Origin of the sequence: Bacillus sp. SG20033, assembly GCF_044570195.1 — a bacterium.
Lineage (GTDB): Bacteria > Bacillota > Bacilli > Bacillales > Bacillaceae > Bacillus > Bacillus subtilis.
The window spans coordinates 3,225,001-3,247,844 of the sequence record NZ_CP172606.1; the positions used below are offsets into that span (position 1 = coordinate 3,225,001).

Annotated in this window: 20 protein-coding genes, 1 tRNA gene, 2 rRNA genes and 2 riboswitches (1 of these 25 running past the window's edge); of the genes, 8 read left to right on the forward strand and 15 right to left on the reverse strand. The window is 43.8% G+C overall.

The genetic code is table 11. The features are described from left to right. Positions 1-529 (reverse strand): 23S ribosomal RNA (locus tag ACFVP7_RS17095); it reaches 2,399 nt to the left of the window's first position. Between the two features lie 170 nt (positions 530-699). Further along, positions 700-2,249, reverse strand: a 16S ribosomal RNA gene (locus ACFVP7_RS17100). Together the 16S and 23S rRNA genes form the textbook arrangement of a ribosomal RNA operon. 465 nt (positions 2,250-2,714) lie before the next feature. Beyond that, a riboswitch (TPP riboswitch) is annotated at positions 2,715-2,816 on the forward strand. A gap of 99 nt (positions 2,817-2,915) precedes the next feature. On the opposite strand from ACFVP7_RS17100, the gene thiT reads away from it, so the two are divergent. After that, complete coding sequence (gene thiT, locus ACFVP7_RS17105) at positions 2,916-3,494, forward strand: energy-coupled thiamine transporter ThiT (protein WP_003228966.1); 579 nt, start codon at positions 2,916-2,918, stop codon at positions 3,492-3,494. A gap of 41 nt (positions 3,495-3,535) precedes the next feature. Here thiT and ACFVP7_RS17110 read toward each other — a convergent pair whose 3' ends face one another. Genes ACFVP7_RS17110 through ACFVP7_RS17120 form a run of 3 tightly spaced genes read right to left on the reverse strand, consistent with a single transcriptional unit; the run spans position 3,536 to position 6,149 of the window. After that, on the reverse strand, positions 3,536-4,057 hold the full coding sequence (locus tag ACFVP7_RS17110) for a GNAT family N-acetyltransferase (protein WP_003228963.1): 522 nt from the start codon (positions 4,055-4,057) through the stop codon (positions 3,536-3,538). Positions 4,058-4,074: 17 nt separating this feature from the next. After that, on the reverse strand, positions 4,075-5,604 hold the full coding sequence (gene floT, locus ACFVP7_RS17115) for a flotillin lipid rafts scaffold protein FloT (RefSeq protein ID WP_003228960.1): 1,530 nt from the start codon (positions 5,602-5,604) through the stop codon (positions 4,075-4,077). Between the two features lie 20 nt (positions 5,605-5,624). After that, complete coding sequence (locus ACFVP7_RS17120) at positions 5,625-6,149, reverse strand: hypothetical protein (protein ID WP_082090427.1); 525 nt, start codon at positions 6,147-6,149, stop codon at positions 5,625-5,627. 167 nt (positions 6,150-6,316) lie between these two features. Here ACFVP7_RS17120 and ACFVP7_RS17125 point away from each other — a divergent pair, with 167 nt between their 5' ends. Next, positions 6,317-6,805: a DinB family protein gene (locus tag ACFVP7_RS17125; protein ID WP_003242867.1), complete on the forward strand. Its 489-nt coding sequence runs from the start codon at positions 6,317-6,319 to the stop codon at positions 6,803-6,805. A gap of 5 nt (positions 6,806-6,810) precedes the next feature. Here ACFVP7_RS17125 and ACFVP7_RS17130 read toward each other — a convergent pair whose 3' ends face one another. The 3 genes from ACFVP7_RS17130 to betB all read right to left on the reverse strand — a co-directional run bounded on the left by ACFVP7_RS17130 (position 6,811) and on the right by betB (position 10,174). Continuing rightward, positions 6,811-7,389 (reverse strand): MOSC domain-containing protein, encoded by a 579-nt coding sequence (locus tag ACFVP7_RS17130; RefSeq protein ID WP_338730734.1) that lies wholly within the window; start codon positions 7,387-7,389, stop codon positions 6,811-6,813. 87 nt (positions 7,390-7,476) lie between these two features. Beyond that, on the reverse strand, positions 7,477-8,685 hold the full coding sequence (gene gbsB, locus ACFVP7_RS17135; RefSeq protein ID WP_003243227.1) for a choline dehydrogenase: 1,209 nt from the start codon (positions 8,683-8,685) through the stop codon (positions 7,477-7,479). A 16-nt stretch (positions 8,686-8,701) separates the two neighbouring features. Further along, the gene (gene betB / locus ACFVP7_RS17140; protein ID WP_041056042.1) at positions 8,702-10,174 is read right to left on the reverse strand and encodes a betaine-aldehyde dehydrogenase; all 1,473 of its coding nucleotides are present in this window, start codon (positions 10,172-10,174) and stop codon (positions 8,702-8,704) included. A 198-nt stretch (positions 10,175-10,372) separates the two neighbouring features. Between betB and gbsR the strand changes: the two genes are divergently transcribed. The 4 genes from gbsR (at position 10,373) to ktrB (ending at position 14,036) form a co-directional block, all read left to right on the forward strand. Then, positions 10,373-10,915 carry a transcriptional regulator GbsR gene (gbsR, locus tag ACFVP7_RS17145; protein WP_338730735.1) on the forward strand — a complete coding sequence of 181 codons (543 nt, stop codon included), beginning with the start codon at positions 10,373-10,375 and terminating at the stop codon, positions 10,913-10,915. Between the two features lie 197 nt (positions 10,916-11,112). After that, positions 11,113-11,658: a biofilm surface layer hydrophobin BslA gene (bslA, locus tag ACFVP7_RS17150; RefSeq protein ID WP_003243556.1), complete on the forward strand. Its 546-nt coding sequence runs from the start codon at positions 11,113-11,115 to the stop codon at positions 11,656-11,658. A 144-nt stretch (positions 11,659-11,802) separates the two neighbouring features. Then, a riboswitch (cyclic di-AMP (ydaO/yuaA leader) is annotated at positions 11,803-11,951 on the forward strand. Positions 11,952-12,023: 72 nt separating this feature from the next. Next, positions 12,024-12,692, forward strand: a complete 669-nt coding sequence (ktrA, locus tag ACFVP7_RS17155) for a potassium uptake protein KtrA (protein WP_003228942.1) — start codon at positions 12,024-12,026, stop codon at positions 12,690-12,692. 6 nt (positions 12,693-12,698) lie between these two features. After that, complete coding sequence (gene ktrB, locus ACFVP7_RS17160) at positions 12,699-14,036, forward strand: Ktr system potassium transporter KtrB (RefSeq protein WP_396582556.1); 1,338 nt, start codon at positions 12,699-12,701, stop codon at positions 14,034-14,036. 35 nt (positions 14,037-14,071) lie between these two features. On the opposite strand, the gene ACFVP7_RS17165 is transcribed toward ktrB, so the two are convergent. The 3 genes from ACFVP7_RS17165 to ACFVP7_RS17175 all read right to left on the reverse strand — a co-directional run bounded on the left by ACFVP7_RS17165 (position 14,072) and on the right by ACFVP7_RS17175 (position 16,988). Further along, positions 14,072-14,335, reverse strand: a complete 264-nt coding sequence (locus tag ACFVP7_RS17165; RefSeq protein ID WP_003222348.1) for a YiaA/YiaB family inner membrane protein — start codon at positions 14,333-14,335, stop codon at positions 14,072-14,074. A gap of 108 nt (positions 14,336-14,443) precedes the next feature. Continuing rightward, on the reverse strand, positions 14,444-15,292 hold the full coding sequence (lytG, locus tag ACFVP7_RS17170; protein ID WP_003228938.1) for an exo-glucosaminidase LytG: 849 nt from the start codon (positions 15,290-15,292) through the stop codon (positions 14,444-14,446). Positions 15,293-15,452: 160 nt separating this feature from the next. Then, positions 15,453-16,988 carry an MFS transporter gene (locus ACFVP7_RS17175; RefSeq protein ID WP_338730736.1) on the reverse strand — a complete coding sequence of 512 codons (1,536 nt, stop codon included), beginning with the start codon at positions 16,986-16,988 and terminating at the stop codon, positions 15,453-15,455. 502 nt (positions 16,989-17,490) lie between these two features. On the opposite strand from ACFVP7_RS17175, the gene cdoA reads away from it, so the two are divergent. Beyond that, positions 17,491-17,976, forward strand: coding sequence for a cysteine dioxygenase (gene cdoA, locus ACFVP7_RS17180; protein WP_122894636.1), 486 nt, complete (start codon positions 17,491-17,493; stop codon positions 17,974-17,976). A 106-nt stretch (positions 17,977-18,082) separates the two neighbouring features. Here the strand turns inward: cdoA and ACFVP7_RS17185 are convergent. From ACFVP7_RS17185 to ACFVP7_RS17195, 3 genes are all read right to left on the reverse strand, one after another. After that, positions 18,083-18,155 (reverse strand) — tRNA-Ala (locus ACFVP7_RS17185). A 107-nt stretch (positions 18,156-18,262) separates the two neighbouring features. Beyond that, positions 18,263-19,093 (reverse strand): undecaprenyl-diphosphate phosphatase, encoded by an 831-nt coding sequence (locus ACFVP7_RS17190; RefSeq protein WP_014477785.1) that lies wholly within the window; start codon positions 19,091-19,093, stop codon positions 18,263-18,265. Between the two features lie 92 nt (positions 19,094-19,185). Beyond that, positions 19,186-20,352: an AI-2E family transporter gene (locus tag ACFVP7_RS17195; protein ID WP_024571881.1), complete on the reverse strand. Its 1,167-nt coding sequence runs from the start codon at positions 20,350-20,352 to the stop codon at positions 19,186-19,188. 181 nt (positions 20,353-20,533) lie between these two features. Between ACFVP7_RS17195 and iolU the strand changes: the two genes are divergently transcribed. Then, positions 20,534-21,520, forward strand: a complete 987-nt coding sequence (iolU, locus tag ACFVP7_RS17200; RefSeq protein ID WP_338730737.1) for a scyllo-inositol 2-dehydrogenase — start codon at positions 20,534-20,536, stop codon at positions 21,518-21,520. A 40-nt stretch (positions 21,521-21,560) separates the two neighbouring features. Here iolU and rhaA read toward each other — a convergent pair whose 3' ends face one another. After that, the gene (rhaA, locus tag ACFVP7_RS17205; protein ID WP_338730738.1) at positions 21,561-22,835 is read right to left on the reverse strand and encodes an L-rhamnose isomerase; all 1,275 of its coding nucleotides are present in this window, start codon (positions 22,833-22,835) and stop codon (positions 21,561-21,563) included. Positions 22,836-22,844: the final 9 nt, after the last annotated feature.

Consider the following 22,844-nt stretch of genomic DNA (forward strand, 5'->3'; position numbering starts at 1 on the left):
GCTTTTCACCTTTCCCTCACGGTACTGGTTCACTATCGGTCACTAGGGAGTATTTAGCCTTGGGAGATGGTCCTCCCGGATTCCGACGGAATTTCACGTGTTCCGCCGTACTCAGGATCCACTCAGGAGAGAACGAAGTTTTGACTACAGGGCTGTTACCTTCTATGGCGGGCCTTTCCAGACCTCTTCATCTACCTCGTTCTTTTGTAACTCCGTACAGAGTGTCCTACAACCCCAAGAGGCAAGCCTCTTGGTTTGGGCTGATCCCGTTTCGCTCGCCGCTACTCAGGGAATCGCATTTGCTTTCTCTTCCTCCGGGTACTTAGATGTTTCAGTTCCCCGGGTCTGCCTTCTCATATCCTATGAATTCAGATATGGATACCACTCCATTACGAGTGGTGGGTTTCCCCATTCGGAAATCTCCGGATCAAAGCTTGCTTACAGCTCCCCGAAGCATATCGGTGTTCGTCCCGTCCTTCATCGGCTCCTAGTGCCAAGGCATCCACCGTGCGCCCTTTCTAACTTAACCGTTAAAAAGAATCACTATGTGATATCTTGTGTTACTAATTGAATGTGATGTCTACTGTTATCTAGTTTTCAAAGAACACGTTTCGAAGGAATGATCCTTCAAAACTAAACAAGACAGGGAACGTTCTGTTTATAAGACCCAAGGTCTTATATTCCGTATAATATCCTTAGAAAGGAGGTGATCCAGCCGCACCTTCCGATACGGCTACCTTGTTACGACTTCACCCCAATCATCTGTCCCACCTTCGGCGGCTGGCTCCTAAAAGGTTACCTCACCGACTTCGGGTGTTACAAACTCTCGTGGTGTGACGGGCGGTGTGTACAAGGCCCGGGAACGTATTCACCGCGGCATGCTGATCCGCGATTACTAGCGATTCCAGCTTCACGCAGTCGAGTTGCAGACTGCGATCCGAACTGAGAACAGATTTATGGGATTGGCTTAACCTCGCGGTTTCGCTGCCCTTTGTTCTGTCCATTGTAGCACGTGTGTAGCCCAGGTCATAAGGGGCATGATGATTTGACGTCATCCCCACCTTCCTCCGGTTTGTCACCGGCAGTCACCTTAGAGTGCCCAACTGAATGCTGGCAACTAAGATCAAGGGTTGCGCTCGTTGCGGGACTTAACCCAACATCTCACGACACGAGCTGACGACAACCATGCACCACCTGTCACTCTGCCCCCGAAGGGGACGTCCTATCTCTAGGATTGTCAGAGGATGTCAAGACCTGGTAAGGTTCTTCGCGTTGCTTCGAATTAAACCACATGCTCCACCGCTTGTGCGGGCCCCCGTCAATTCCTTTGAGTTTCAGTCTTGCGACCGTACTCCCCAGGCGGAGTGCTTAATGCGTTAGCTGCAGCACTAAGGGGCGGAAACCCCCTAACACTTAGCACTCATCGTTTACGGCGTGGACTACCAGGGTATCTAATCCTGTTCGCTCCCCACGCTTTCGCTCCTCAGCGTCAGTTACAGACCAGAGAGTCGCCTTCGCCACTGGTGTTCCTCCACATCTCTACGCATTTCACCGCTACACGTGGAATTCCACTCTCCTCTTCTGCACTCAAGTTCCCCAGTTTCCAATGACCCTCCCCGGTTGAGCCGGGGGCTTTCACATCAGACTTAAGAAACCGCCTGCGAGCCCTTTACGCCCAATAATTCCGGACAACGCTTGCCACCTACGTATTACCGCGGCTGCTGGCACGTAGTTAGCCGTGGCTTTCTGGTTAGGTACCGTCAAGGTACCGCCCTATTCGAACGGTACTTGTTCTTCCCTAACAACAGAGCTTTACGATCCGAAAACCTTCATCACTCACGCGGCGTTGCTCCGTCAGACTTTCGTCCATTGCGGAAGATTCCCTACTGCTGCCTCCCGTAGGAGTCTGGGCCGTGTCTCAGTCCCAGTGTGGCCGATCACCCTCTCAGGTCGGCTACGCATCGTCGCCTTGGTGAGCCGTTACCTCACCAACTAGCTAATGCGCCGCGGGTCCATCTGTAAGTGGTAGCCGAAGCCACCTTTTATGTTCGAACCATGCGGTTCAAACAACCATCCGGTATTAGCCCCGGTTTCCCGGAGTTATCCCAGTCTTACAGGCAGGTTACCCACGTGTTACTCACCCGTCCGCCGCTAACATCAGGGAGCAAGCTCCCATCTGTCCGCTCGACTTGCATGTATTAGGCACGCCGCCAGCGTTCGTCCTGAGCCAGGATCAAACTCTCCGATAAATGGATCACAGGTTAATCTCACCGCATCCTGCGGCGACACCTGTGTGACCTACGTCATGCAGGCCCTAGTTTGACTGACTACGCACATCGCTGTGCGATTTTTAAAAACGAATTAACAGGTACGTTTTGTCTTGTTTAGTTTTCAAAGATCATTTCGTTACTCCTCAATGAAGCAGCTTTACTAATATAACATCCAGCTTCTTTTTTGTCAATAACTTTTTTTAAGTTATTTCGAAGCTTCTAGTTTGTGTCCGCTGTGCATCAGCGACGTTTAATAATATAACACCTGTATTTATTTATTGCAATAGTTTTTTTAAAAAAATCTATGAAACAAATAAACTATAATCCTCGCCATGATTTCTAAAGCGTGTGTATCATATAACTTTCTTAAAAGAACATATACATCAGTCATGTGATCTTGTGGTTTTTTTCGTTTTCTTGTATAGTAGAAACGAACTAAATACTGATGACCACAAGGGGAGCATTAAAGCTGAGAGTGAGCGGTTTCGTTCTGACCCTTTGAACCTGTTAGTTAACGCTGGCGTAGGGATGTGGCAAAGTCAAATGAATTGCAGATCGTAAAGCAGTGCGTGGAACTTTTCTCATCCTTCCGCGTGCTGCTTTTTTGTTGTCCTTTTGGTTGTCTGTCAATGGAAGGAGATAGATATGAATCAATCTAAGCAACTGGTTCGCCTTATTGAAATTGCCATTATGACAGCGGCAGCCGTTATTTTAGACATTGTCTCAGGAATGTTTCTTAGCATGCCTCAAGGAGGCTCGGTCTCCATCATGATGATTCCGATCTTTTTAATTTCGTTTCGCTGGGGTGTCAAAGCAGGTCTTACTACAGGTTTGTTGACAGGTCTAGTACAAATAGCAATCGGAAACTTGTTTGCTCAACATCCTGTACAGCTATTGTTAGATTACATTGTCGCTTTCGCAGCAATCGGCATAAGCGGCTGTTTCGCTTCTTCTGTCCGTAAAGCCGCTGTATCAAAAACAAAAGGGAAATTGATTGTTTCAGTGGTCAGCGCAGTTTTTATCGGCAGTTTGCTGCGCTATGCCGCGCATGTCATTTCAGGAGCTGTGTTTTTCGGCAGCTTTGCTCCAAAAGGAACACCGGTATGGATTTATTCTTTAACTTATAATGCGACTTACATGGTTCCTTCATTCATTATTTGTGCAATTGTCCTATGTTTATTATTTATGACAGCACCCCGTTTGCTTAAAAGTGACAAAGCGTAAAAATAACAATCCCCCAGCGAATTCCGCTGGGGGATTGTTCGTTATCTGTTAAGAAGTGTTTTTAAAGCTGAAAGATCCGGCCAGCCAAGACCTACTTCTTTCAGCCTTACTCCGGCAATTTCAAAATTGTCCTCCGCTACTCTTTCAGGTGAATAGGCCTGATAAAATATAATCGAGGGATTCTGCTCAATAACCCAAACAAACATACTTGAAAAGCCATGTTGAAGCAAAAACTCCGCGCCTTTTGCTAAGAGCGCCCTGCCTGCACCTTGCCGCTGGCGCTCTTCCAGAAGATAAATAGCGTATAACTCGCCGTCATAGCCCTCTTGTTCAGAGCGAATAGGTCCAAATGAAGCAAAGCCGAATACTGAACCCTTTTCGTCCTGAGCAACAAATACTCCCTTTAACGAGCGACTTTTCCATTTGTCTTCAAATTCCTTATAGTTCAGGCTGTTTAAATAATCAATCGGGATAATTTCGTGGTATGTTGTCCTCCAGCTGTCTACATGCACTTTTGCAATGTCCTTTATATCCTCTAACTTCGCTTCACGTACAGTTACCATACGGTTCTGCCCTTTCCTTACTCTGATTTTTGGATCGTTTTGGCTTCTTTGATTTCATTTGTTAATTCATTAATGCTTTGTTTTACGTTTCCTTTTCCTGAAAAGTTCTCAAGCATTTCTTTTACATCAATTCCTGAGGATGCTTTTAAACTTTCTTGCAGACTTGACATTAAGTTCGTCGCATAGCTGGTTACTTTGTTTGCTCCGCTTGATTCACCGCTTCCTCCTGTATCGACAACGGTGATTTTATCAATATTTGAAAGAGGTGCCGCTGCTTGTTTCGCGTATTCCGGAAGCATTTTGACAATCATATCGAAAATCGCCGCCTGCCCGTACTGTTCAAAGGCAGCCGCAATTTTCTCTTTTGCTTCCGCTTCTGCAAGACCTTTCAGGCGGATAACCTCTGCCTCTGTCTCTCCTTTCGCTTTTTCCGCTTCTGCTTTTGCTAGCCCGTCAATTCTTACTTTTTCCGCCTCAGCCTTTGCCATTGCTTCAATACTGTACTTCTTCGCATCGGCTTCCGCGAGCTGTTTGGCTTTCTCTGCTGCTGCGGACTGCTCAACAGAATAACGGTCTGCATCGGCTTTTTTCTTTACCTCTGAGTCGTATTGACGTTCACGGCGAAGAATTTCTTTTTCTTCTAGTTCTATTTGTTTTTGGCGTTCGATAATTTTAACCTGCATTTCCTGCTCTGTGACTTGCTGGCGCGCTCTGGCAGTCTCTAAATCATATGCTTGGTCGGCATTCGCTTTTGCCGTATCTTGTTCTCTGCGGAATTCAGCCATTTTGAGCTGATTGATTTTTTCAGCTTCAGCGATTTCCGTCGCCCGTTCAAGTTCTGATTTTTTTGCGTCTTTATCGGCTTCTGCCCGCTTAATTCGGGTTTCTTTATCAGCCTCTGCTGTTGCGATATCAGCATCGCGTTTTACTTGGGCAATTCTCGGTTTCCCTAATGATTCAAGATAACCGTTTTTATCACGCACATCTTTAATGGTAAAGGAAACAATCACAAGCCCCATTTTCGCGAGGTCCTGTGAAGCGACACGCTGCACCTCTTGAGAAAATTTCTCCCTGTTTTTATAGATTTCTTCAACTGTCATTGAGCCGAGAATGGAACGAAGGTGGCCTTCTAAAACCTCCCGCGCTTCCTGCTCACGGTCGTCTTTTGATTTCCCTAAAAATTGTTCGGCCGCTGTAGCGATTTCTCCTATAGAACCGCCGATTTTAATAATTGCAGTTCCATCGGCCATTACTGGCACTCCTTGTTCTGTATAGACTTCAGGTGTCGAAACATCGAGTTTGCTTGATAATAAGCTTAGCGGCTCTGCCTGCTGGAAGACGGGAAGGACAAAGGTTCCTCCGCCGCGGACGATTTTAATACGGTTGCCGCCTTCATCGACATGAACATTTTTATTCCCAAGATAGCTCCCTGTTACAATTAACGCTTCATCAGGCCCTGCTGTACGATACTTCGTAATAAACACAGCTATTAGTGCAATTAATAAAAAGAATACAACTCCGATGATCATTATAATCGGCATTGTCATATCAAATTCCTCCTTTTATGTTAAATGGGTTCATGCGGAGTAACCGAAAGAACTCCGTTGTTAATATCTACGACTAACACCGTTGTCCCGTAACTGATCTGCTGATTATCAAAACTGACCGCTGACTTTGAAATGGTCCCGCCTATCCCTTCTATGACCACTTCACCAAACCCGTCAACCGGCACAGCTGTAATCACTTTACCGAGTCTTCCTCTGAGATCATCTTCTCTATATGCCAATGATTCTTCTGCAGATGATAATGGTACCAGTACAAAGATGTGAAGCAATACCACCAGCATGATTGAAAGGATGCAAGATAAAAGCGCAATCAGCAAGCTTGGCAGAGGCAATACGAGTTCACCTATATATCCGCCCGCTGAAAAACATGTGAAAAATGAGAGAACTAATGTCGGATTAAGAAACGGAATGCCTTCTGGCAGCCCTGCAAATACATCTCCGAAAAACAGAAATAACAGCGTAAGGCTGCCCGCAATAATAAGCGTATAAAGATAAATTGTTTGTATAGGTACTCCAAATAACTCCAATTTCCTCATCCTTTCTTCATCAATGCATTGATGAACGGCTGCCGTTACCCTTTATACGAGACACCACGGGAAAAGTTTCAAAATTTTAAGACAAATAACCCATTTGAAGTGCTTTATAAATGATAATTGCTTATATATATGGTAATGTCATTTTAGGAGGAGATATGATGAGTATCTTTAATGAAGCCAGATTAGAAACGTGGAACGAATTGAAAGGACTTTCTGACGAAAAGCTGAATCAAAAGCCTTCTGCTGAAGAATGGAGCATACGGGAAGTTCTTGACCATTTGAAAAAAATCGATATGACCGCACAAAAAATGTTGAAGGAACGTGTAAAGGACGCTCCGATTAAAGAAATTGAAGAAAAACCGCTTGAGGTCGCACAGGACAGAAATAATAAACGGAAAGCCCCGAGTCATCTTGAGCCTGCGCATGATTTTATTTCAGGCAGCCAAATGAAACGTGAGCTTGATGTGGTAAGAGAGCAGCTGACTGCTGCGATTGCCTCTCTGAAAGAAGAAGATTTTGAAAGAGTGCTTCCGCATCCTGTGTTTCAAGAGCTGACTGTCAGACAGTGGATCGATTTTATCGGCCATCATGAAAAACGGCATCTCAGCCAAATGAAAGAAATTAAAGAAAAGATAGAAAGGGCCTGATTTCATCAGACCCTTTCTGCTTTTCGTTTGACTTTTCGCTGATAGGAATGAACTTCTATTTCATCACCTGTGTAAACAGCACCAGGTCTTTCCACAATACAGACAATCCCTCTAATGCCCAGTGCGTGGCGGACGAAAGCCGGCGCCAGCTTCGGTTGGTCCGGATAATAAGACTGAATGACTTCTCCCGGCTGGATACACGGATCATTTTCGCCCTCACACAGCAGAGCCGCTCCGCTCGGAAAAATAATCCGGCTTCCTTCTTTTAATAAAGTAAGATCTGGTATACCGCTGACTGCCACATTCGCCCCGAGCCATTCCGGCAAAATCCTTGGCACTCCCATTTTTAAAGCGATTTCGTTGCATTCCTCTATTGAAACAATTGAAATTTGTCTGCGGTTGAAAATTTCAGTCCCTCTTGAAAACATTGGTTCTCTGGCTCCCGCTTTTTTGGTCAGGCCAAAATGCAAGTCGCCGGGGATGCCGCCATAATCAAAATCAAACTTGTCCATTTGCTTTGTTACGAAGCTTTGTGTATCTGCGATATATAAGCCTTCCGCTTTTGCAGTCATACGCTTCCACATGAGCTGGCACCTTCCTTCTTATCTAAAATTTCCACCTATGCTTCATTATCCCAAAAAATCCCGCTCTGTAAAGGAGCGGGATTTTGATTATACCGTTTTAGGCGTAAGGTTAAAGCAGCGCTTGTAGATCCAGTTGTATGCTTTTTCATTTAAATCTCTAGGGTTTCCGAAGGTTTGCGGATCTTTCATAGCTTCTTTAGACAAGCGTTCGATCATATCAGGTGATACTCCCTGCTCTTCTAAAGTCGGCACTTCTAAATCTTCGACCAGATCATACATCCAATTGACAGATGCTTTCGCAGCTTCTTCTGTTGTCATCTTGCTTGTATCAATACCGAACGCTTTCGCAATACGCGCAAACTTCTCAGGATAGCCCTTCCAGTTGTATTCCATGACAGGGCCCATCATCGCCGCTACACATTGGCCGTGAGCGACTGGGATAATACCGCCAAGCGTTTGGCTCATCGCATGAGCCGCGCCCGCTGATTCACTTCCGTAAGAAAGACCGGCAAGCATCGCAGCCTGCGCCATTCCGTACCTTGCTTCCAGATCCTCTCCGTCAGCAAATGCCCTCTTAATGTAATGAGCGGCATACTCAATCGCCATTAAGGCAACCGCATCCGTGATTGGCTGTGCAAATTTCATTGTATAGCACTCAATGGCATGGGCGAGCGCATCAATTCCCGTCATAGCTGTTACATGCGGAGGCATTGAAACATGAAGCTCAGGATCAATGATGGTCAAGTGCGCTGCAATCAGCGGACCGCCCGTGTTGAATTTGAATTCTCTTTCTTCATCTGTGATAACCGCCCATTGGGTTACTTCTGATCCTGTTCCAGCTGTAGTGGGAATTGTCGTCAGCGGAGGAATGCGGTTTTCCAGCGGTTTTTTCCCATCTGCCGCTTCATAATCAAGCACGCTTCCTTCGTGAGTCGCTTCTACTCCGATTGCTTTTGCTGTATCCATGGAGCTCCCGCCTCCGACTGCCACCAAACCATTACAGTTCTCTTTTTTGTAAAGCTCAGATCCTTCATTCACCAGACGGACAGGCGGGTTTGGCTCAACTTTATTAAAGAGCACCACTTCAATGCCTGCTTCTTTAAGTGATTCGATTACAGGATCAGCAACACCGGCTTTATAAATTCCTGGGTCTGTGACAAGGAGCGCTTTTGAAACGCCCAGTGCAGCTACTTCCTCACCCGTATGCTTGATGGCTCCGATTCCATGCTTAATCACAGTCGGAATTTCAAATGTGTGGAATTTCTGCATGCTTTCTACCTTCATATTTAATGTCATCATCAATCTCCCCCTCTTATGAATTGAACCAGTTAACCGCTGCCGGTTTTGTATTGCGGTATACATGTTTGACTTCTGTGTATTCTTCAAGGCCTATTTTTCCAAGCTCGCGTCCGAACCCGGATTGCTTATATCCGCCCCATGGCGCTTGTGCAAAGTACGGATGAAAATCGTTGATCCAAACGGTTCCCATTCTCAAGCGGGCTGCTACCCGTTCGCACTTTTCAATGTCTTTTGACCATACCGCTCCAGCCAAGCCATAGATGGTATCATTCGCAAGCTCGATTACCTCTTCTTCAGAGCTGAAGGTTTCGACTGTCAATACAGGACCGAAAACCTCTTCCTGAACGATTCTCATGTCAGAATTACAGTTTGAGAAAATAGTAGGTTCATAGAAAAAGCCGTTTTGAAGCGCAGGATCTTCCGGGCGTTTGCCTCCTGTCTCCAGCTTCGCGCCTTCCTCTATTCCGATCTCTACATATTTTTCTACCTTTGCCCTGTGCTCCGCCGAAATAAGCGGACCGCTTTCTGTCTCAGCATGAAAACCGTTTCCGAGTTTTATGCGTTTTGCCCGTTTGACCAGCTCCGCCAAAAATTGATCATGAATGGCATCCTCAACAAGCAAGCGGGAACCTGCAGAGCATACTTGGCCGGCGTGGAAAAATACAGCGTTTAAGGCCTGATCAACCGCAACTTCTAAATCCGCGTCCTTGAAAACAATATTTGGGTTTTTCCCGCCAAGTTCAAGGGCGATTTTTTTGACGTTTCCGCTTGCCGCCCGCATGATTTTTTTGCCTGTTTCAATTCCGCCCGTAAATGAAATCAAATCGACGTCTTTGTTTACGGCAAGCTCGTCGCCCACTGTGGCTCCCGGTCCAAGAACAAGATTTGCGACACCTTTTGGAACACCGGCTTCTTCCATCAGCTTAAAGACTTTGATTGTCGTCAGCGGCGTAATCTCACTCGGCTTCATGACGATTGTGTTTCCTGCAGCCAGTGCAGGGGCGATTTTCCAGCTCGCTTGAAGGAGCGGATAATTCCATGGAGTGATCTGGCCGCAAACCCCGATTGGCTCCCTAATAATTTTGCTTTCTGAATCAGGAATCGGAGATGAAATGACCTCTCCGCCATCTTTGTCTGCCAAGCCGGCGTAATATTGAAAAACATTGGCGATATCGTCCATATCGGCCTTGCTTTCTTCGAGTGTTTTTCCTGTATCAAGAGATTCAAGCTCAGCCAGCTCCTCAAGATCGCGTCTGATTAATTCCGCAATTTTCAGAACAATTTTCCCGCGTTCAAGCCCGGATAGCGAAGACCATTCTCCTTTGTCAAATGCTCTGCGTGCGGCTGCGATTGCTTTGATGGCGTCCTCTCGCCCTCCCTCGCTTACAGTTGCAATTTCTTCTTGATTAAATGGGTTGATAATACTGCGGATCTGTTCTTTTTCGGCACTGATCCATTCTCCGTCAATGAATAATGTTTGACTCATATAAGCCTCCTTGACGTAAATAAAGTTTGTTAAATAAAAATTTAATGTTTTTAACAACCTTAATCTAACATATGGTTTTTAAACTGTCAAAGTCCCATTTCGATTTTTCTTTTTGACTTTTCCTCATGTTTCGTTAAGATAAAGAACATAAAGAAATAACTTAACGAATTTAATTTTCTAAAGGAAAAGAGGGTCAGTATGGATGAAAATCCAGAATTTGCAGCTATAGAACAGGCTCGGGATCTTGTTATTGACTCCATTGCTGAAACGATGGATCTTTACGGAATTACCCGCAGTGTCGGGATTTTATATGGGACGATGTATATGAGGGATGAGATGACGCTTGACGAAATGCGTGAGGAGTTGCAAATGAGCAAACCAAGCATGAGCACTGGCGTCAAAAAGCTTCAAGACTTAAATGTAGTGAAAAAAACATTTCACCGGGGTATCCGCAAGCATACATTTGTGGCTGAGAAGGATTTCTTTAAATTTTTCACAAATTTCTTTCCACCTAAATGGGAGCGGGAGGTTCAAGTGAATGTAACAGCGATCGAGGAAGCTCAAGCTGATTTACAAAAGGTTTTAAGCAAGGAAGATCTCGATGAGGCTATCAAAAATGAAGCACTGCAGTTATATGATCAGCTGGAAAGCTCTAAAGCTTACTATGACTGGCTGAAACGGCTTGCTGAATCGGTGCAGACCGGAGAAATTTTTAAATTTATACCGATCGAAACAAAGTAAAGCAGAAAACGCCTGGGAAACCAGGCGTTTTTTTGATGTAACTACTACAAATTTGAAAAATACGGGAAAAACACCCCATTTACTTCCAAAATATTTGATGGTAATTTTATGTAGGTAAAATTTGTATTTGGCCTTTCAGAGGAGGTGAAAAGCGGGCAGGCCTGTTTAATTTATCATTTTTTAGGGGGAATTTTGTTATGAAACGCAAATTATTATCTTCTTTGGCAATTAGTGCATTAAGTCTCGGGTTACTCGTTTCTGCACCTACAGCTTCTTTCGCGGCTGAATCTACATCAACTAAAGCTCATACTGAATCTACTATGAGAACACAGTCTACAGCTTCATTGTTCGCAACAATCACTGGCGCCAGCAAAACGGAATGGTCTTTCTCAGATATCGAATTGACTTACCGTCCAAACACGCTTCTCAGCCTTGGCGTTATGGAGTTTACATTGCCAAGCGGATTTACTGCAAACACGAAAGACACATTGAACGGAAATGCCTTGCGTACAACACAGATCCTCAATAACGGGAAAACAGTAAGAGTTCCTTTGGCACTTGATTTGTTAGGAGCTGGCGAATTCAAATTAAAACTGAATAATAAAACACTTCCTGCCGCAGGTACATATACTTTCCGTGCGGAGAATAAATCATTAAGCATCGGAAATAAATTTTACGCAGAAGCCAGCATTGACGTGGCTAAGCGCAGCACTCCTCCGACTCAGCCTTGCGGTTGCAACTAATGTAAAAGACCGGTTAACGCCGGTCTTTTTTGCGTTTTACCCTCCCCTTTTTCTCTAATCCCCGTTATCTTTTTTCTGGTTTAAAATTTAAATTGACAAACACTAGAAACAGGAGTAAATTCTTGAGTGTTCAATTTCATACAGTCTCTTTTACCGCTTAATCAAACACGAACGGGGGAACCAACGATTGGCTGTTTTATTAACAGCCTTGGGGTGAATCTTACTAAGTAAGAGGGGGTACTCTGAATCCCTAATCCGACAGCTAACCTCGTAGGCGTATACAGAGAGGAGGTCTATTATCGGCCATTCTTTGCAATGGTCTTTTTTGCTTCAAAAACGTTAATTCACTAAGGGAGATATGAACATTGGGAAGAATTAAAAATAAGCAATTTGCCGTGATCGGGCTGGGCCGGTTTGGCGGCAGCATTTGTAAAGAACTTCATAGAATGGGGCATGAGGTCCTTGCGGTTGATATCAACGAAGAAAAGGTCAATGCATATGCTTCTTACGCCACTCATGCGGTAATTGCCAACGCCACCGAAGAAAACGAATTGCTTTCATTAGGAATACGCAATTTTGAATATGTGATTGTTGCCATCGGAGCAAATATTCAAGCGAGTACGCTGACCACCCTATTATTAAAGGAGCTTGATATTCCAAATATTTGGGTGAAGGCTCAAAACTATTATCATCACAAGGTGCTTGAAAAAATCGGCGCTGACCGCATTATTCATCCTGAAAAAGATATGGGGGTTAAAATCGCACAAAGCCTTTCAGACGAAAATGTTTTGAATTACATTGATCTATCTGATGAATACAGTATTGTCGAGCTGCTGGCTACGCGCAAGCTTGATTCAAAATCGATTATTGACCTGAATGTAAGAGCAAAGTACGGCTGCACGATCCTGGCCATTAAACATCATGGAGATATCTGTCTTTCCCCCGCGCCTGAAGACATCATTCACGAGCAAGATTGCCTGGTGATCATGGGCCACAAAAAGGATATTAAACGTTTTGAAAACGAAGGGATGTAGACAAAGGTGACACTTCAAAAGGATAAAGTGATCAAATGGGTTCGGTTTACACCGCCTCAAGTGCTTGCCATTGGTTTTTTCCTTACCATTATCATCGGGGCTGTCCTATTAATGCTTCCGATTTCCACTACGAAGCCATTGTCATGGATAGATGCCCTTTTTACTGCGGCTTCCGCTACAACTGTTACAGGGCTTGCTGTTGTCGATACCGGTACTCAATTTACGGTATTCGGGCAAACAGTAATTATGGGGCTGATTCAGATTGGCGGGCTTGGATTTATGACATTTGCGGTCTTGATCGTCATGATATTAGGAAAAAAAATCGGCTTAAAAGAACGAATGCTCGTCCAGGAAGCCTTAAACCAGCCGACAATCGGCGGTGTCATTGGCCTTGTCAAAGTCCTGTTTCTGTTTTCGATCAGTATTGAATTGATAGCAGCACTCATTTTATCCATCCGGCTTGTACCTCAGTACGGCTGGTCATCCGGCTTGTTTGCAAGTTTGTTTCACGCAATTTCTGCTTTTAACAATGCCGGGTTTTCGTTGTGGCCTGATAATTTGATGAGCTACGTTGGCGATCCTACAGTAAACCTCGTGATTACTTTCTTATTTATTACAGGAGGGATCGGATTTACGGTTCTGTTTGATGTGATGAAAAATCGGCGTTTTAAAGCTTTTTCTTTACATACAAAGCTCATGCTTACAGGAACGCTGATGTTGAATGCGATTGCTATGCTTACGGTCTTTATTTTAGAATACAGCAACCCCGGCACGCTCGGCCACCTGCATATAGTGGATAAACTGTGGGCGTCCTATTTTCAGGCAGTGACGCCGAGAACCGCAGGCTTCAATTCTCTAGATTTCGGAAGCATGAGAGAAGGAACAATTGTAATTACTTTATTATTGATGTTTATCGGAGCAGGAAGCGCATCAACGGCGAGCGGGATTAAGCTGACTACGTTCATCGTGATTTTAACATCTGTTATTGCTTACTTGAGAGGTAAAAAAGAAACGGTTATTTTCCGCCGTTCCATCAAATATCCGATTATCATTAAAGCTTTAGCTGTGAGCGTCACCAGTTTGTTCATCGTGTTTTTAGGGATTTTCGCCCTGACGATCACAGAACAAGCGCCATTTCTTCAAATTGTGTTTGAAACCTTTTCCGCATTCGGAACTGTCGGTCTTACGATGGGGCTTACTCCTGAACTGACAACAGCTGGCAAGTGTATCATTATTGTCATCATGTTTATCGGAAGAATTGGTCCTTTAACGTTCGTGTTTTCATTCGCAAAAACAGAGCAATCAAATATCCGTTACCCTGACGGCGAAGTGTTTACAGGGTGATATCAAAAAATCCGGCGTGCAGTCGCCGGATTTTTTTATGATTCGATATGAGATTGATTTTGTCTTTTTTCCTGTTCCGCGATGATTTCGTTATCCTCCGCGTTATCACGGGTTACTTTTTGTGTAAGAATCGCACCAACTGCTACAAGTATCATAACAGCGATGTAATAACCTTTTTCATTGAGTTCCAGGTTATCAGCATTATAGAGTCCAATACTAAACAAAAATACTCCTGCAAAAAAAGTAAAATAAGCTAATACTGTAAAGGCAACCGTGTTTCTGCGTCTATATTTCTGCACCTTTGTTCCCTCCCGAAAGCATAGTTAAAAAGTGATAACTTCCGTGGAATATTATACCTCAAATTCCCCGGAATGGAACAAAGAATTAAAAATACCAGTAAAAAGGGCTTAGGTTGCCTCCTTTATTTCAACAGCTGAATCATCAATCCAGCCAATAAGTTTATCATTGATTTGGAATTGGTACCATACAGACTGGCCTTTCTGTTTTTTAGACACAACCTTTATGTCTTTGCCAACGTAAGATTGGGCAGAGGTAAGCCTTATGGACCGATCATCAGTAGAAGGCTTGGACCATACGTCTTGAACGGCACTGTCTTTAATAGAGGCGTTTAAATCCACAGATTTGAGGGATGGATTTACCTCATCGTACTCATCTAAATCGTATTTTTCCACAATAGCGCTGATTTTGTCAGCGTAGTCAGGGTCTGTAGCATATCCTGATGTTTGCAGGGCGGTTGCCGCTTCCTTATAATTCCCTGCCTCAAGCACCGGTTTATACTTCTTTTTATTCCACGATGTGCCACGGACGAACAATTGGGCGTGATCATCCATAGATTCAAAAAACGTGCTGTATTTTCGAAACTTCGCGCGAATGGTTTTTCTTTTCCCTTTTTCAACTTCGTCCGTTTCCATCGTGACATGATGGCCTTTATAATTCCCTTTTACGCCAAAAAGGTTGTTGGCCTTAGCAGCCAGTTCACTGTTCCCCCAGTCCGATTCGAGAATGGCCTGAGCAATTGTGATGCTGGGGAGAACATGGTATTTTTCATACAAAATTTGGGCATGTCCGGACAGACTGTCTATAAATACTTGCTGTTCATCGATTTCTTCAGTTTCTTTGGATATTTCAATCGGTTTTGATAAAGTTGTCGCTAAAACAAACAGAGCTAGCGGAATCGATACAAGGAAAAATAGTGAAATCAAGAGTTTACGTTTTTTAAGTTTTTTACGGGCCATGAAAACCTTCCTTCGAATTAAAAGATTACGAATGTAAAAGAATCTACCTTTTAGAATTTTACTTGCACTTCTAATATTTTTCAATTCTTTAGGGATAAAGTTGGGAAAAGATTGCAAAATAAAAACCTTTTCGCTCAATGAAAAGGTTTTTACCATGTTTCTATTTTTGTAAATTTCTGAGTGCATTCCGATATTCCGTATCATTTATTACTTTATATGATTTGACAGTTGCCTTCGACAAACCTTGTGCTGAGACGGCCGGTTTTTCCGGAGCTGTTTTCGCTTTATCATGTGGTTTATGTGCCAGCTTGTGCCCCATTCCAGTGGCATTCATACAAAATGACAGGCAGACGAGCAGCACGCTAAGGATAAAAGAAATGAAGAAGAGATCATGATAAGCAGTCATCATAGAATCCTGTACCGAACCGCTTTGTCTGGCAGCATCTTTTTTCGTGAAAAAGCCGATGAGAATGGGAACTCCCATATAGACAAACAATCTTAAAAACTGAACAGCTGTCATTCTCTTGACCAAATCAGGCAGCGGGCCTCCCATGGCAGCTCCCATCAGCCCTGCGGCGACTGTCAGGCCTGTTCCCGCTGCAAGCATGATAAACAGTGCCGCGAACATATAAAGAGATGATCGATCCTGCATATGCAGCCATTGGAAATTCACAAAAACGAGAATGAGTCCGCCGATAATACCGAGCATCCCTGGTCCGACTTTATCATATAACAGAGCGCTCAAAATGGCCGCGATCGCCACTCCGATTAAAAGAGTCAAGTTTAAAAAAATGAGATGCTCCTGAGAAATATCATCCATTTGACGGAGCAAGCCTTGAAAAGCAGACAGGCTGACAGCTACCGTTATCGTCCCTGCAGCTATGATCAATAAGCCAAGCACCGGTTTTGGCAGCAGCATCAGTTTAATAGATATGAAGGGGTTTTTCACTTTATATTCCACAATCAATAGACCAATGAGCAAACATAACGTCACACCGAAACCAATCCATACATAACCCGATGACAGCCCCCATTTTTGCAGAAAAATGAATGAAACCGCTGAGGCTGCGGCAAGGAAAACAGATAAAAGAATTCCCGCACGATCAAGCGGCTGTTCTTGATCCGCCGCTCCGTGATGCTCGTCATGAAGAAAGAAATAGCTCACCGCAACACCGATCAGGGACAAGGTGCCAAAGATGAAAAACAGCCATCTCCAATGCCCGCAGCTTGTTGCAATGGTTCCCAGGATTGTGCCGATGATAACAGAACCATAGAATCCCCCGATCAGCACAAGTAGTGCATAGTTCCTGCGTTCAATCGGGAATGACAGTACAAGCATTGGAATCATAATCATCAGCATGACGCCTGTTGCCGCCCCCTGAAAAAAGCGCCCTGCCGCCATCCATGCAATATCGCCTGAACATGCGATGAGCAGTGAGCCTAGTATAAAGACAGGTAATGAAGCCAGATAGACGGGACGAGCACCGAATTTTTTCCTCAGCAGCGGTCCTGCCGGAACTAACAAGGCAAAGGCCATATTGCCGATCAATATCGGATTTACTGTTGTGAAGCCACTTGTTCCAACCGCTTTCTGAACAAGGCCTTGAACTGACGACAATGCCGTGTTAGACATCAATCCCGGCCCGACCGCTAAGACGGCGAGCAAAGAAATTACCCAATAGTGTTTTGTCTTCATGTTGTCATTCCTTCCTATATGAATACATGCGAAACACATCATTTTTTGAAACCAAAAGAAGCTAATAGATTTTGCATACCATTAGCTTTCATTCTAATATTCTCCCTTTCAGGGGAAATGATATTATTTTATTATAATTATGTGAATGAATGAGCATATAATCAAATATTATTTCAAATCGATTGTGTTTTGTCAATGGAGTAAATTTCAAGCACAACATAGAAAGCTTGAAAGCTTTTCCCCGATATTGTGTCTAGAACTGCACTTATGGATCCCTGCTCGTTCCCTCAAGCGAATTAAAGCAGGCCGTTTTAACCCTTTCAATCCACTATTCCAACTAATAAACTCGAATAAGTTGGTGATAAGACAACATTTTGGCCGCACATTTTTTTGTGTTCACTGGGCATTTGCCGCCTCTAAATTGTATATGGGTAAATACCATGAATTAACCTGTGAAATACCAATGTAAGGAAATCTTGAATATTCCGGGAGGCAAAAACGAATGGAACTGTATGAGTGTATCCAAGACATTTTTGGCGGCTTGAAAAATCCATCGGTTAAAGATTTAGCAACATCTTTAAAACAAATTCCAAACGCGGCAAAATTGAGTCAACCGTATATTAAGGAACCAGACCAGTACGCTTACGGCCGAAATGCCATCTATCGAAATAATGAATTGGAAATTATCGTGATTAACATTCCACCACACAAGGAGACAACAGTACACGATCATGGTCAATCCATTGGTTGTGCAATGGTGCTAGAAGGAAAGCTTCTTAATTCTATTTATCGCTCAGCCGGCGAACACGCAGAACTCTCCAATTCATACTTTGTCCACGAAGGAGAATGTCTTATTTCAACCAAAGGTTTAATTCACAAAATGTCTAATCCCACATCCGAACGAATGGTGTCTCTTCATGTCTACTCCCCCCCTTTAGAAGACATGACGGTCTTTGAGGAACAAAAGGAGGTATTGGAAAATTCATGATTGACAGATAAACTGCTCACTTTGACTTCGCTCAACTGGAGGATTCAGAGAATGAAACCTTTTCCTCAAAACAAAAAAACCCTTATAGAATAAGGGTTTAAAGGTATGGAGCCAAGGGGGCTCGAACCCCTGACCTCTACGCTGCCAGCGTAGCGCTCTCCCAGCTGAGCTATGGCCCCGTATGTAACGTCATGTTTATTATAGATGATTTTTTTTTGAAAAACAAGCAGTTTCCTCTTGAATTGACAGAAAAAATAAGGCTCGGAAAAGAGCCTTATTTTTCGACTTACATCATGATCAAAAGTAAAATCACACCGAGAATAATTCGATAGATTGCAAATGGGACAAGTTTGATTTTGTTAATCAGCCTTAAAAAGAAACGGACGACAAACAGTGCGACCACAAAGGCACAGATAAAGCCGACGATGAAAAATGGCATCAGATCCGAGCTTAAGCTGTCCCAATGCTTCACGAGGCTTAGAAAACTGGCTCCCATCATGATCGGCATCGCCATAATAAACGTAAAGTCGGCTGCAGCTCGGTGGTTTAATCCTAGAATAACACCGCCGGAAATGGTTGAACCTGAACGCGAGAAACCCGGCCAAAGGGCAAGACATTGGAATAAGCCGACTGCTATCGCCTGTTTATAGGAAATGCGGTCGAGTGTGTCTGTCGCTGTTTTCCGTTTATTGACCCAGTCAGCAAAAAGCATGAGGATTGCCCCGGCAATTAAACCGATGGCCACAGTTTTAACGGAAAATAAATATTCATCAATGTAATCTTCAAACAAAAAGCCGAGAACAGCTGCAGGCACGAGTCCGACGGCAATTTGGGCAATGCTTAATTTATGTCCCTGCTCCTGGTCGCTTGTAATATTTTTTTTCAAGCCTAGTAAATTTAAAATTCGGTCTTTAAACACGATAGCTACTGCTAAAATGGAGCCTAGCTGAATAACCACCTTGAATGAGTTAGCAGCTTCTTCTGACATCAGATTACTTGATTTAAGCCAGATGTCATCTACTATGATCATATGTCCTGTCGAAGAAACCGGCGCGTACTCTGTTAATCCTTCTACGATTCCTAAAATGGCGGCTACAAACAATTCCCATAGAGTCATGATTTTGATTCTCCCCATTAGACATTTATTTTTTTACATAACGGGAGCTTCCCATAAATGGAAAGCCCGTCTTATATAACTATAAACGAAAATCACACTTTATGCCCCGGTGTATTTTCATTTTTTTCTTCGTCGTATAAATGTGAGCGCATTTTAAACCAGTCAAATAAATGTGTCGTAATGACTTTAGCAACTGCATAGCCCGGAATGGCAAGAATGATTCCAACAACGCCAAACAGCTTGCCGGCTGTTAATAGCAGAAAAATAATCGTGATCGGGTGGATGTGAAGGTTTTTTCCCATAATTTGCGGAGAGATCAGCTTCCCTTCAATCAGCTGAACAATGGTCCAAACGATCACCAGCTTAAGCAGCATGAGCGGCGATGTCACTATGGCAATGATAATCGCAGGCGTAATGGCAATCGTTGGCCCTAAATACGGAACGATGCTTGTGCAAGCCGCAATGACTGCAAGCAATGAAGCATAATCCAGCCCGATAATCAAATAACCGATAAACAGCAAAAACCCGATACAGAAGCTGACAATGATCTGGCCTCTGATATAAGAGCTTAACCGATGATTCATTTCGCTTAAGACTGTGTATGTCTGTTCTTTCAATTGCGTCGGAACAAACTTCAGTATGTAGACCGGCAATTTTTTTCCGTCCTTTAACAAATAGAAAAGGATAAACGGAACCGTAACGATTGAAATGATAATCTCAGTCAGGGCGCCGATAAAATTCCCAACGCCGGTAAAGGTACTGTTCACAATTGTCGCTGCCTGATCTGAAACCTTTGTTGCGAGATCAGATATATTGATGTTCGTCGTTTGCTGGGCCTGATTGACGAAGTTGCTGCCGATCAGCTGTTTCGTCTGATTTTCAACGATATCCACATATCTTGGGATGTTGTCGATTAAACTCATAATTTGTTCTTTTAAGAAGGGAATGATCGACACGATTGTGATCGTGATCAGCCCGATAATCAATAGATACAACAGTAAAATAGAATAGATTCTTCTTATTCTTCTTCTCTCAAGGAAATCGACGACCGGGTTTAACAGATAAAAAACAATGCCTGTCAAAATAATCGGAAGTGATATCGTTTTGAGCAAAACAATAATCGGGGTGAAAATAAATGATGTTTTTGTAAATACTAGAATATTTAAACCAATCAGCAGCAGCACAAGCAAAAATAAAACAAACTTATTGTCCAAGAAGAATCGCTTGAATCTGCCGCTCCATGTTTGCAACGTCTCCACTATCGTTCCTCCGTCATACATAGTTTAATTAAATTGTACACTATCGTCCCTATAATGAAAAATAAAAACCGTTAATTGCTGGAAAAGCTTTCACGGTTTTAACATTCTATTTATATCTATCATGTGATTTTGTTCTTTTTAAGCTATAATTTAGCTATATCATACAAAAGGAGCGATACGAGTGATACGTTTTGCAATAATAGGAACCAACTGGATTACAGACCGCTTTCTTGAGTCAGCAGCGGATATCGAAGATTTTCAGCTGACTGCTGTTTATTCAAGATCGGCTGAACGCGCTGGCGAGTTTGCTGCTAAACACAACGCTGCGCATGCCTTCTCAGACCTTCAGGAAATGGCGGCGAGCGATTGCTTTGATGCCGTATACATAGCCAGCCCGAACGCTCTTCACAAGGAACAAGCCGTTCTCTTTATGAACCATGGCAAGCATGTCCTTTGTGAGAAACCGTTTGCTTCGAATACAAAAGAAACAGAAGAGGTGATCTCAGCGGCTAAGGCAAACGGCGTTGTTCTCATGGAAGCAATGAAGACCACTTTCCTGCCGAATTTCAAAGAGCTGAAAAAACACCTGCATAAAATTGGCACTGTCCGCAGATTTACCGCAAGCTACTGCCAGTATTCCTCACGGTATGACGCGTTCAGAAGCGGAACTGTTTTGAATGCGTTTCAGCCTGAGCTTTCCAATGGGTCATTAATGGATATTGGCGTCTATTGTATTTATCCGGCTGTTGTGTTGTTTGGCGCGCCGAAGGATGTAAAAGCAAACGGATATGTTTTATCTTCCGGAGTGGATGGAGAGGGAACTGTCATTCTGTCTTACGACGGGTTCGAAGCTGTTCTGATGCATTCCAAAATCTCTACTTCCTATGCCCCGGCGGAAATCCAGGGTGAAGACGGGACGATTGTAATCGATACGATTCACCGGCCTGAACGTGTTGAAATCCGCTACCGGGACGGCCGCCTTGAAAACATTGCGATTCCTGATCCTAAACCGGCGATGTTCTATGAAGCAGAAGAATTTGTCACGCTCATAAAAGAGAATAAGCTGGAATCTGAAGAAAATACATTTGAACGGTCTTTGACCACTGCAAAAATTATGGAAGAAGCAAGAAAGCAAATGGGAATTATATACCCTGCTGATCAAGCTTAAAAAAATCCGCACGCGTGCAAATGCCGCGGCGGATTTTTTATTAGACAATCGGAGAAGATGCCTTCCTTTTTAAAAGCACCTGTTGCTCATATTCTTTGATGTCATGAAGCCATGCCTCTTTTACCGGAACGCCCATTTGCTCACAGTAGGAATCCCAGATGGCTCCGAAAGGATATGTTTTGAATTCCTCCATCAGGGCCAGCCTTTCTGTATAGCGGCCCTCTTCCTGCAATTGTTTTAAATAGCCGTTCGGGAGAAGCAAGGCATACAATAAAGCTTTGATCATATTTCTCGTTCCGATGGTCCAGGCGGCTACACGGTTAATGCTGGCATCGAAAAAATCCAGACCGATGGCGACCTTCTCAAGAGCCTGATTTCGTACAATTTCAAGAGCGATTTCTCTCAATTCATCATCCAAAACCACTACATGGTCGCTATCCCAACGAACAGGCCGAGATACGTGCAAGGCAAGCTTGTCTGTGTAAAGCAGCATGGACGAGATCTTGTTTGATACCGTCTCAGTCGGATGGAAATGGCCTGTATCAAGTAAACAAAGCTTATGATTCGTCAAAGCATAAGCTAAATAAAATTCATGAGATCCGACAACATATGATTCGGAGCCAAGCCCGAACAGCTTGCTCTCGATTGAATCAAGATTGTGTTGTTCACTGATCTCCTCTGCGAAGATCCGATCCAGTGATTCTTTTAGTCTTTTACGCGGTGTCAGCCTATCACTCGGGATATCCTTATAGCCGTCGGGAATCCAAATATTCGTCAAGCAAGGTGTTCCTAATTCTTTCCCGAAGTATTCCCCGATACGGCGGCAAGCGATGCAATGCCTGATCCAAAATTCTCTGATGTCCGGATCAGGGTGTGAAAGGGTGAGTCCGTCAGCCGCTTTCTCATGCGAAAACAAGGTCGGATTAAAATCTAAACCGAGACCAAGGTTTTTTGCCCATTTCACCCAGTTTTCAAAATGCTGCGGCTTCAATTCGTCACGTTCTACCGCTTCCCTGTTTGTTTCTGCGTATATCGCATGCAGGTTTACGCGGTGCTTTCCAGGAATGAGAGAAAGAGCCTTCTCCAAATCTTTTCTTAATTCTTCAGGAGTTTGCGCTTTTCCGGGATAATTGCCGGTCACGTCAATTCCGCCTGAAAGCTCGCCATTATTTACTTCAAAGCCTCCAATGTCGTCACCCTGCCAGCAGTGGATCGAAATGGGCACTTGCTCTAATTGCCGAAGCGCCTCTTCAACATCAATTCCCCATTTTTCATATGCCTGTTTTGCACTGTCATAATTGGCTTTTATGGTCATACGGCTCTC

Coding starts and splice junctions, on each gene's coding strand:
- ACFVP7_RS17110 (WP_003228963.1), bottom strand. CDS start 4,057: ATGGTAACTGTACGTGAAGCGAAGTTAGAGGATATAAAGGACATTGCA.
- ACFVP7_RS17175 (WP_338730736.1), bottom strand. CDS start 16,988: ATGAAGACAAAACACTATTGGGTAATTTCTTTGCTCGCCGTCTTAGCG.
- rhaA (WP_338730738.1), bottom strand. CDS start 22,835: ATGACCATAAAAGCCAATTATGACAGTGCAAAACAGGCATATGAAAAA.
- ACFVP7_RS17190 (WP_014477785.1), bottom strand. CDS start 19,093: ATGACTCTATGGGAATTGTTTGTAGCCGCCATTTTAGGAATCGTAGAA.
- floT (WP_003228960.1), bottom strand. CDS start 5,604: ATGACAATGCCGATTATAATGATCATCGGAGTTGTATTCTTTTTATTA.
- bslA (WP_003243556.1), top strand. CDS start 11,113: ATGAAACGCAAATTATTATCTTCTTTGGCAATTAGTGCATTAAGTCTC.
- lytG (WP_003228938.1), bottom strand. CDS start 15,292: ATGGCCCGTAAAAAACTTAAAAAACGTAAACTCTTGATTTCACTATTT.
- gbsB (WP_003243227.1), bottom strand. CDS start 8,685: ATGACATTAAATATGAAGGTAGAAAGCATGCAGAAATTCCACACATTT.
- thiT (WP_003228966.1), top strand. CDS start 2,916: ATGAATCAATCTAAGCAACTGGTTCGCCTTATTGAAATTGCCATTATG.
- betB (WP_041056042.1), bottom strand. CDS start 10,174: ATGAGTCAAACATTATTCATTGACGGAGAATGGATCAGTGCCGAAAAA.
- ACFVP7_RS17125 (WP_003242867.1), top strand. CDS start 6,317: ATGAGTATCTTTAATGAAGCCAGATTAGAAACGTGGAACGAATTGAAA.
- ACFVP7_RS17130 (WP_338730734.1), bottom strand. CDS start 7,389: ATGTGGAAGCGTATGACTGCAAAAGCGGAAGGCTTATATATCGCAGAT.
- gbsR (WP_338730735.1), top strand. CDS start 10,373: ATGGATGAAAATCCAGAATTTGCAGCTATAGAACAGGCTCGGGATCTT.
- cdoA (WP_122894636.1), top strand. CDS start 17,491: ATGGAACTGTATGAGTGTATCCAAGACATTTTTGGCGGCTTGAAAAAT.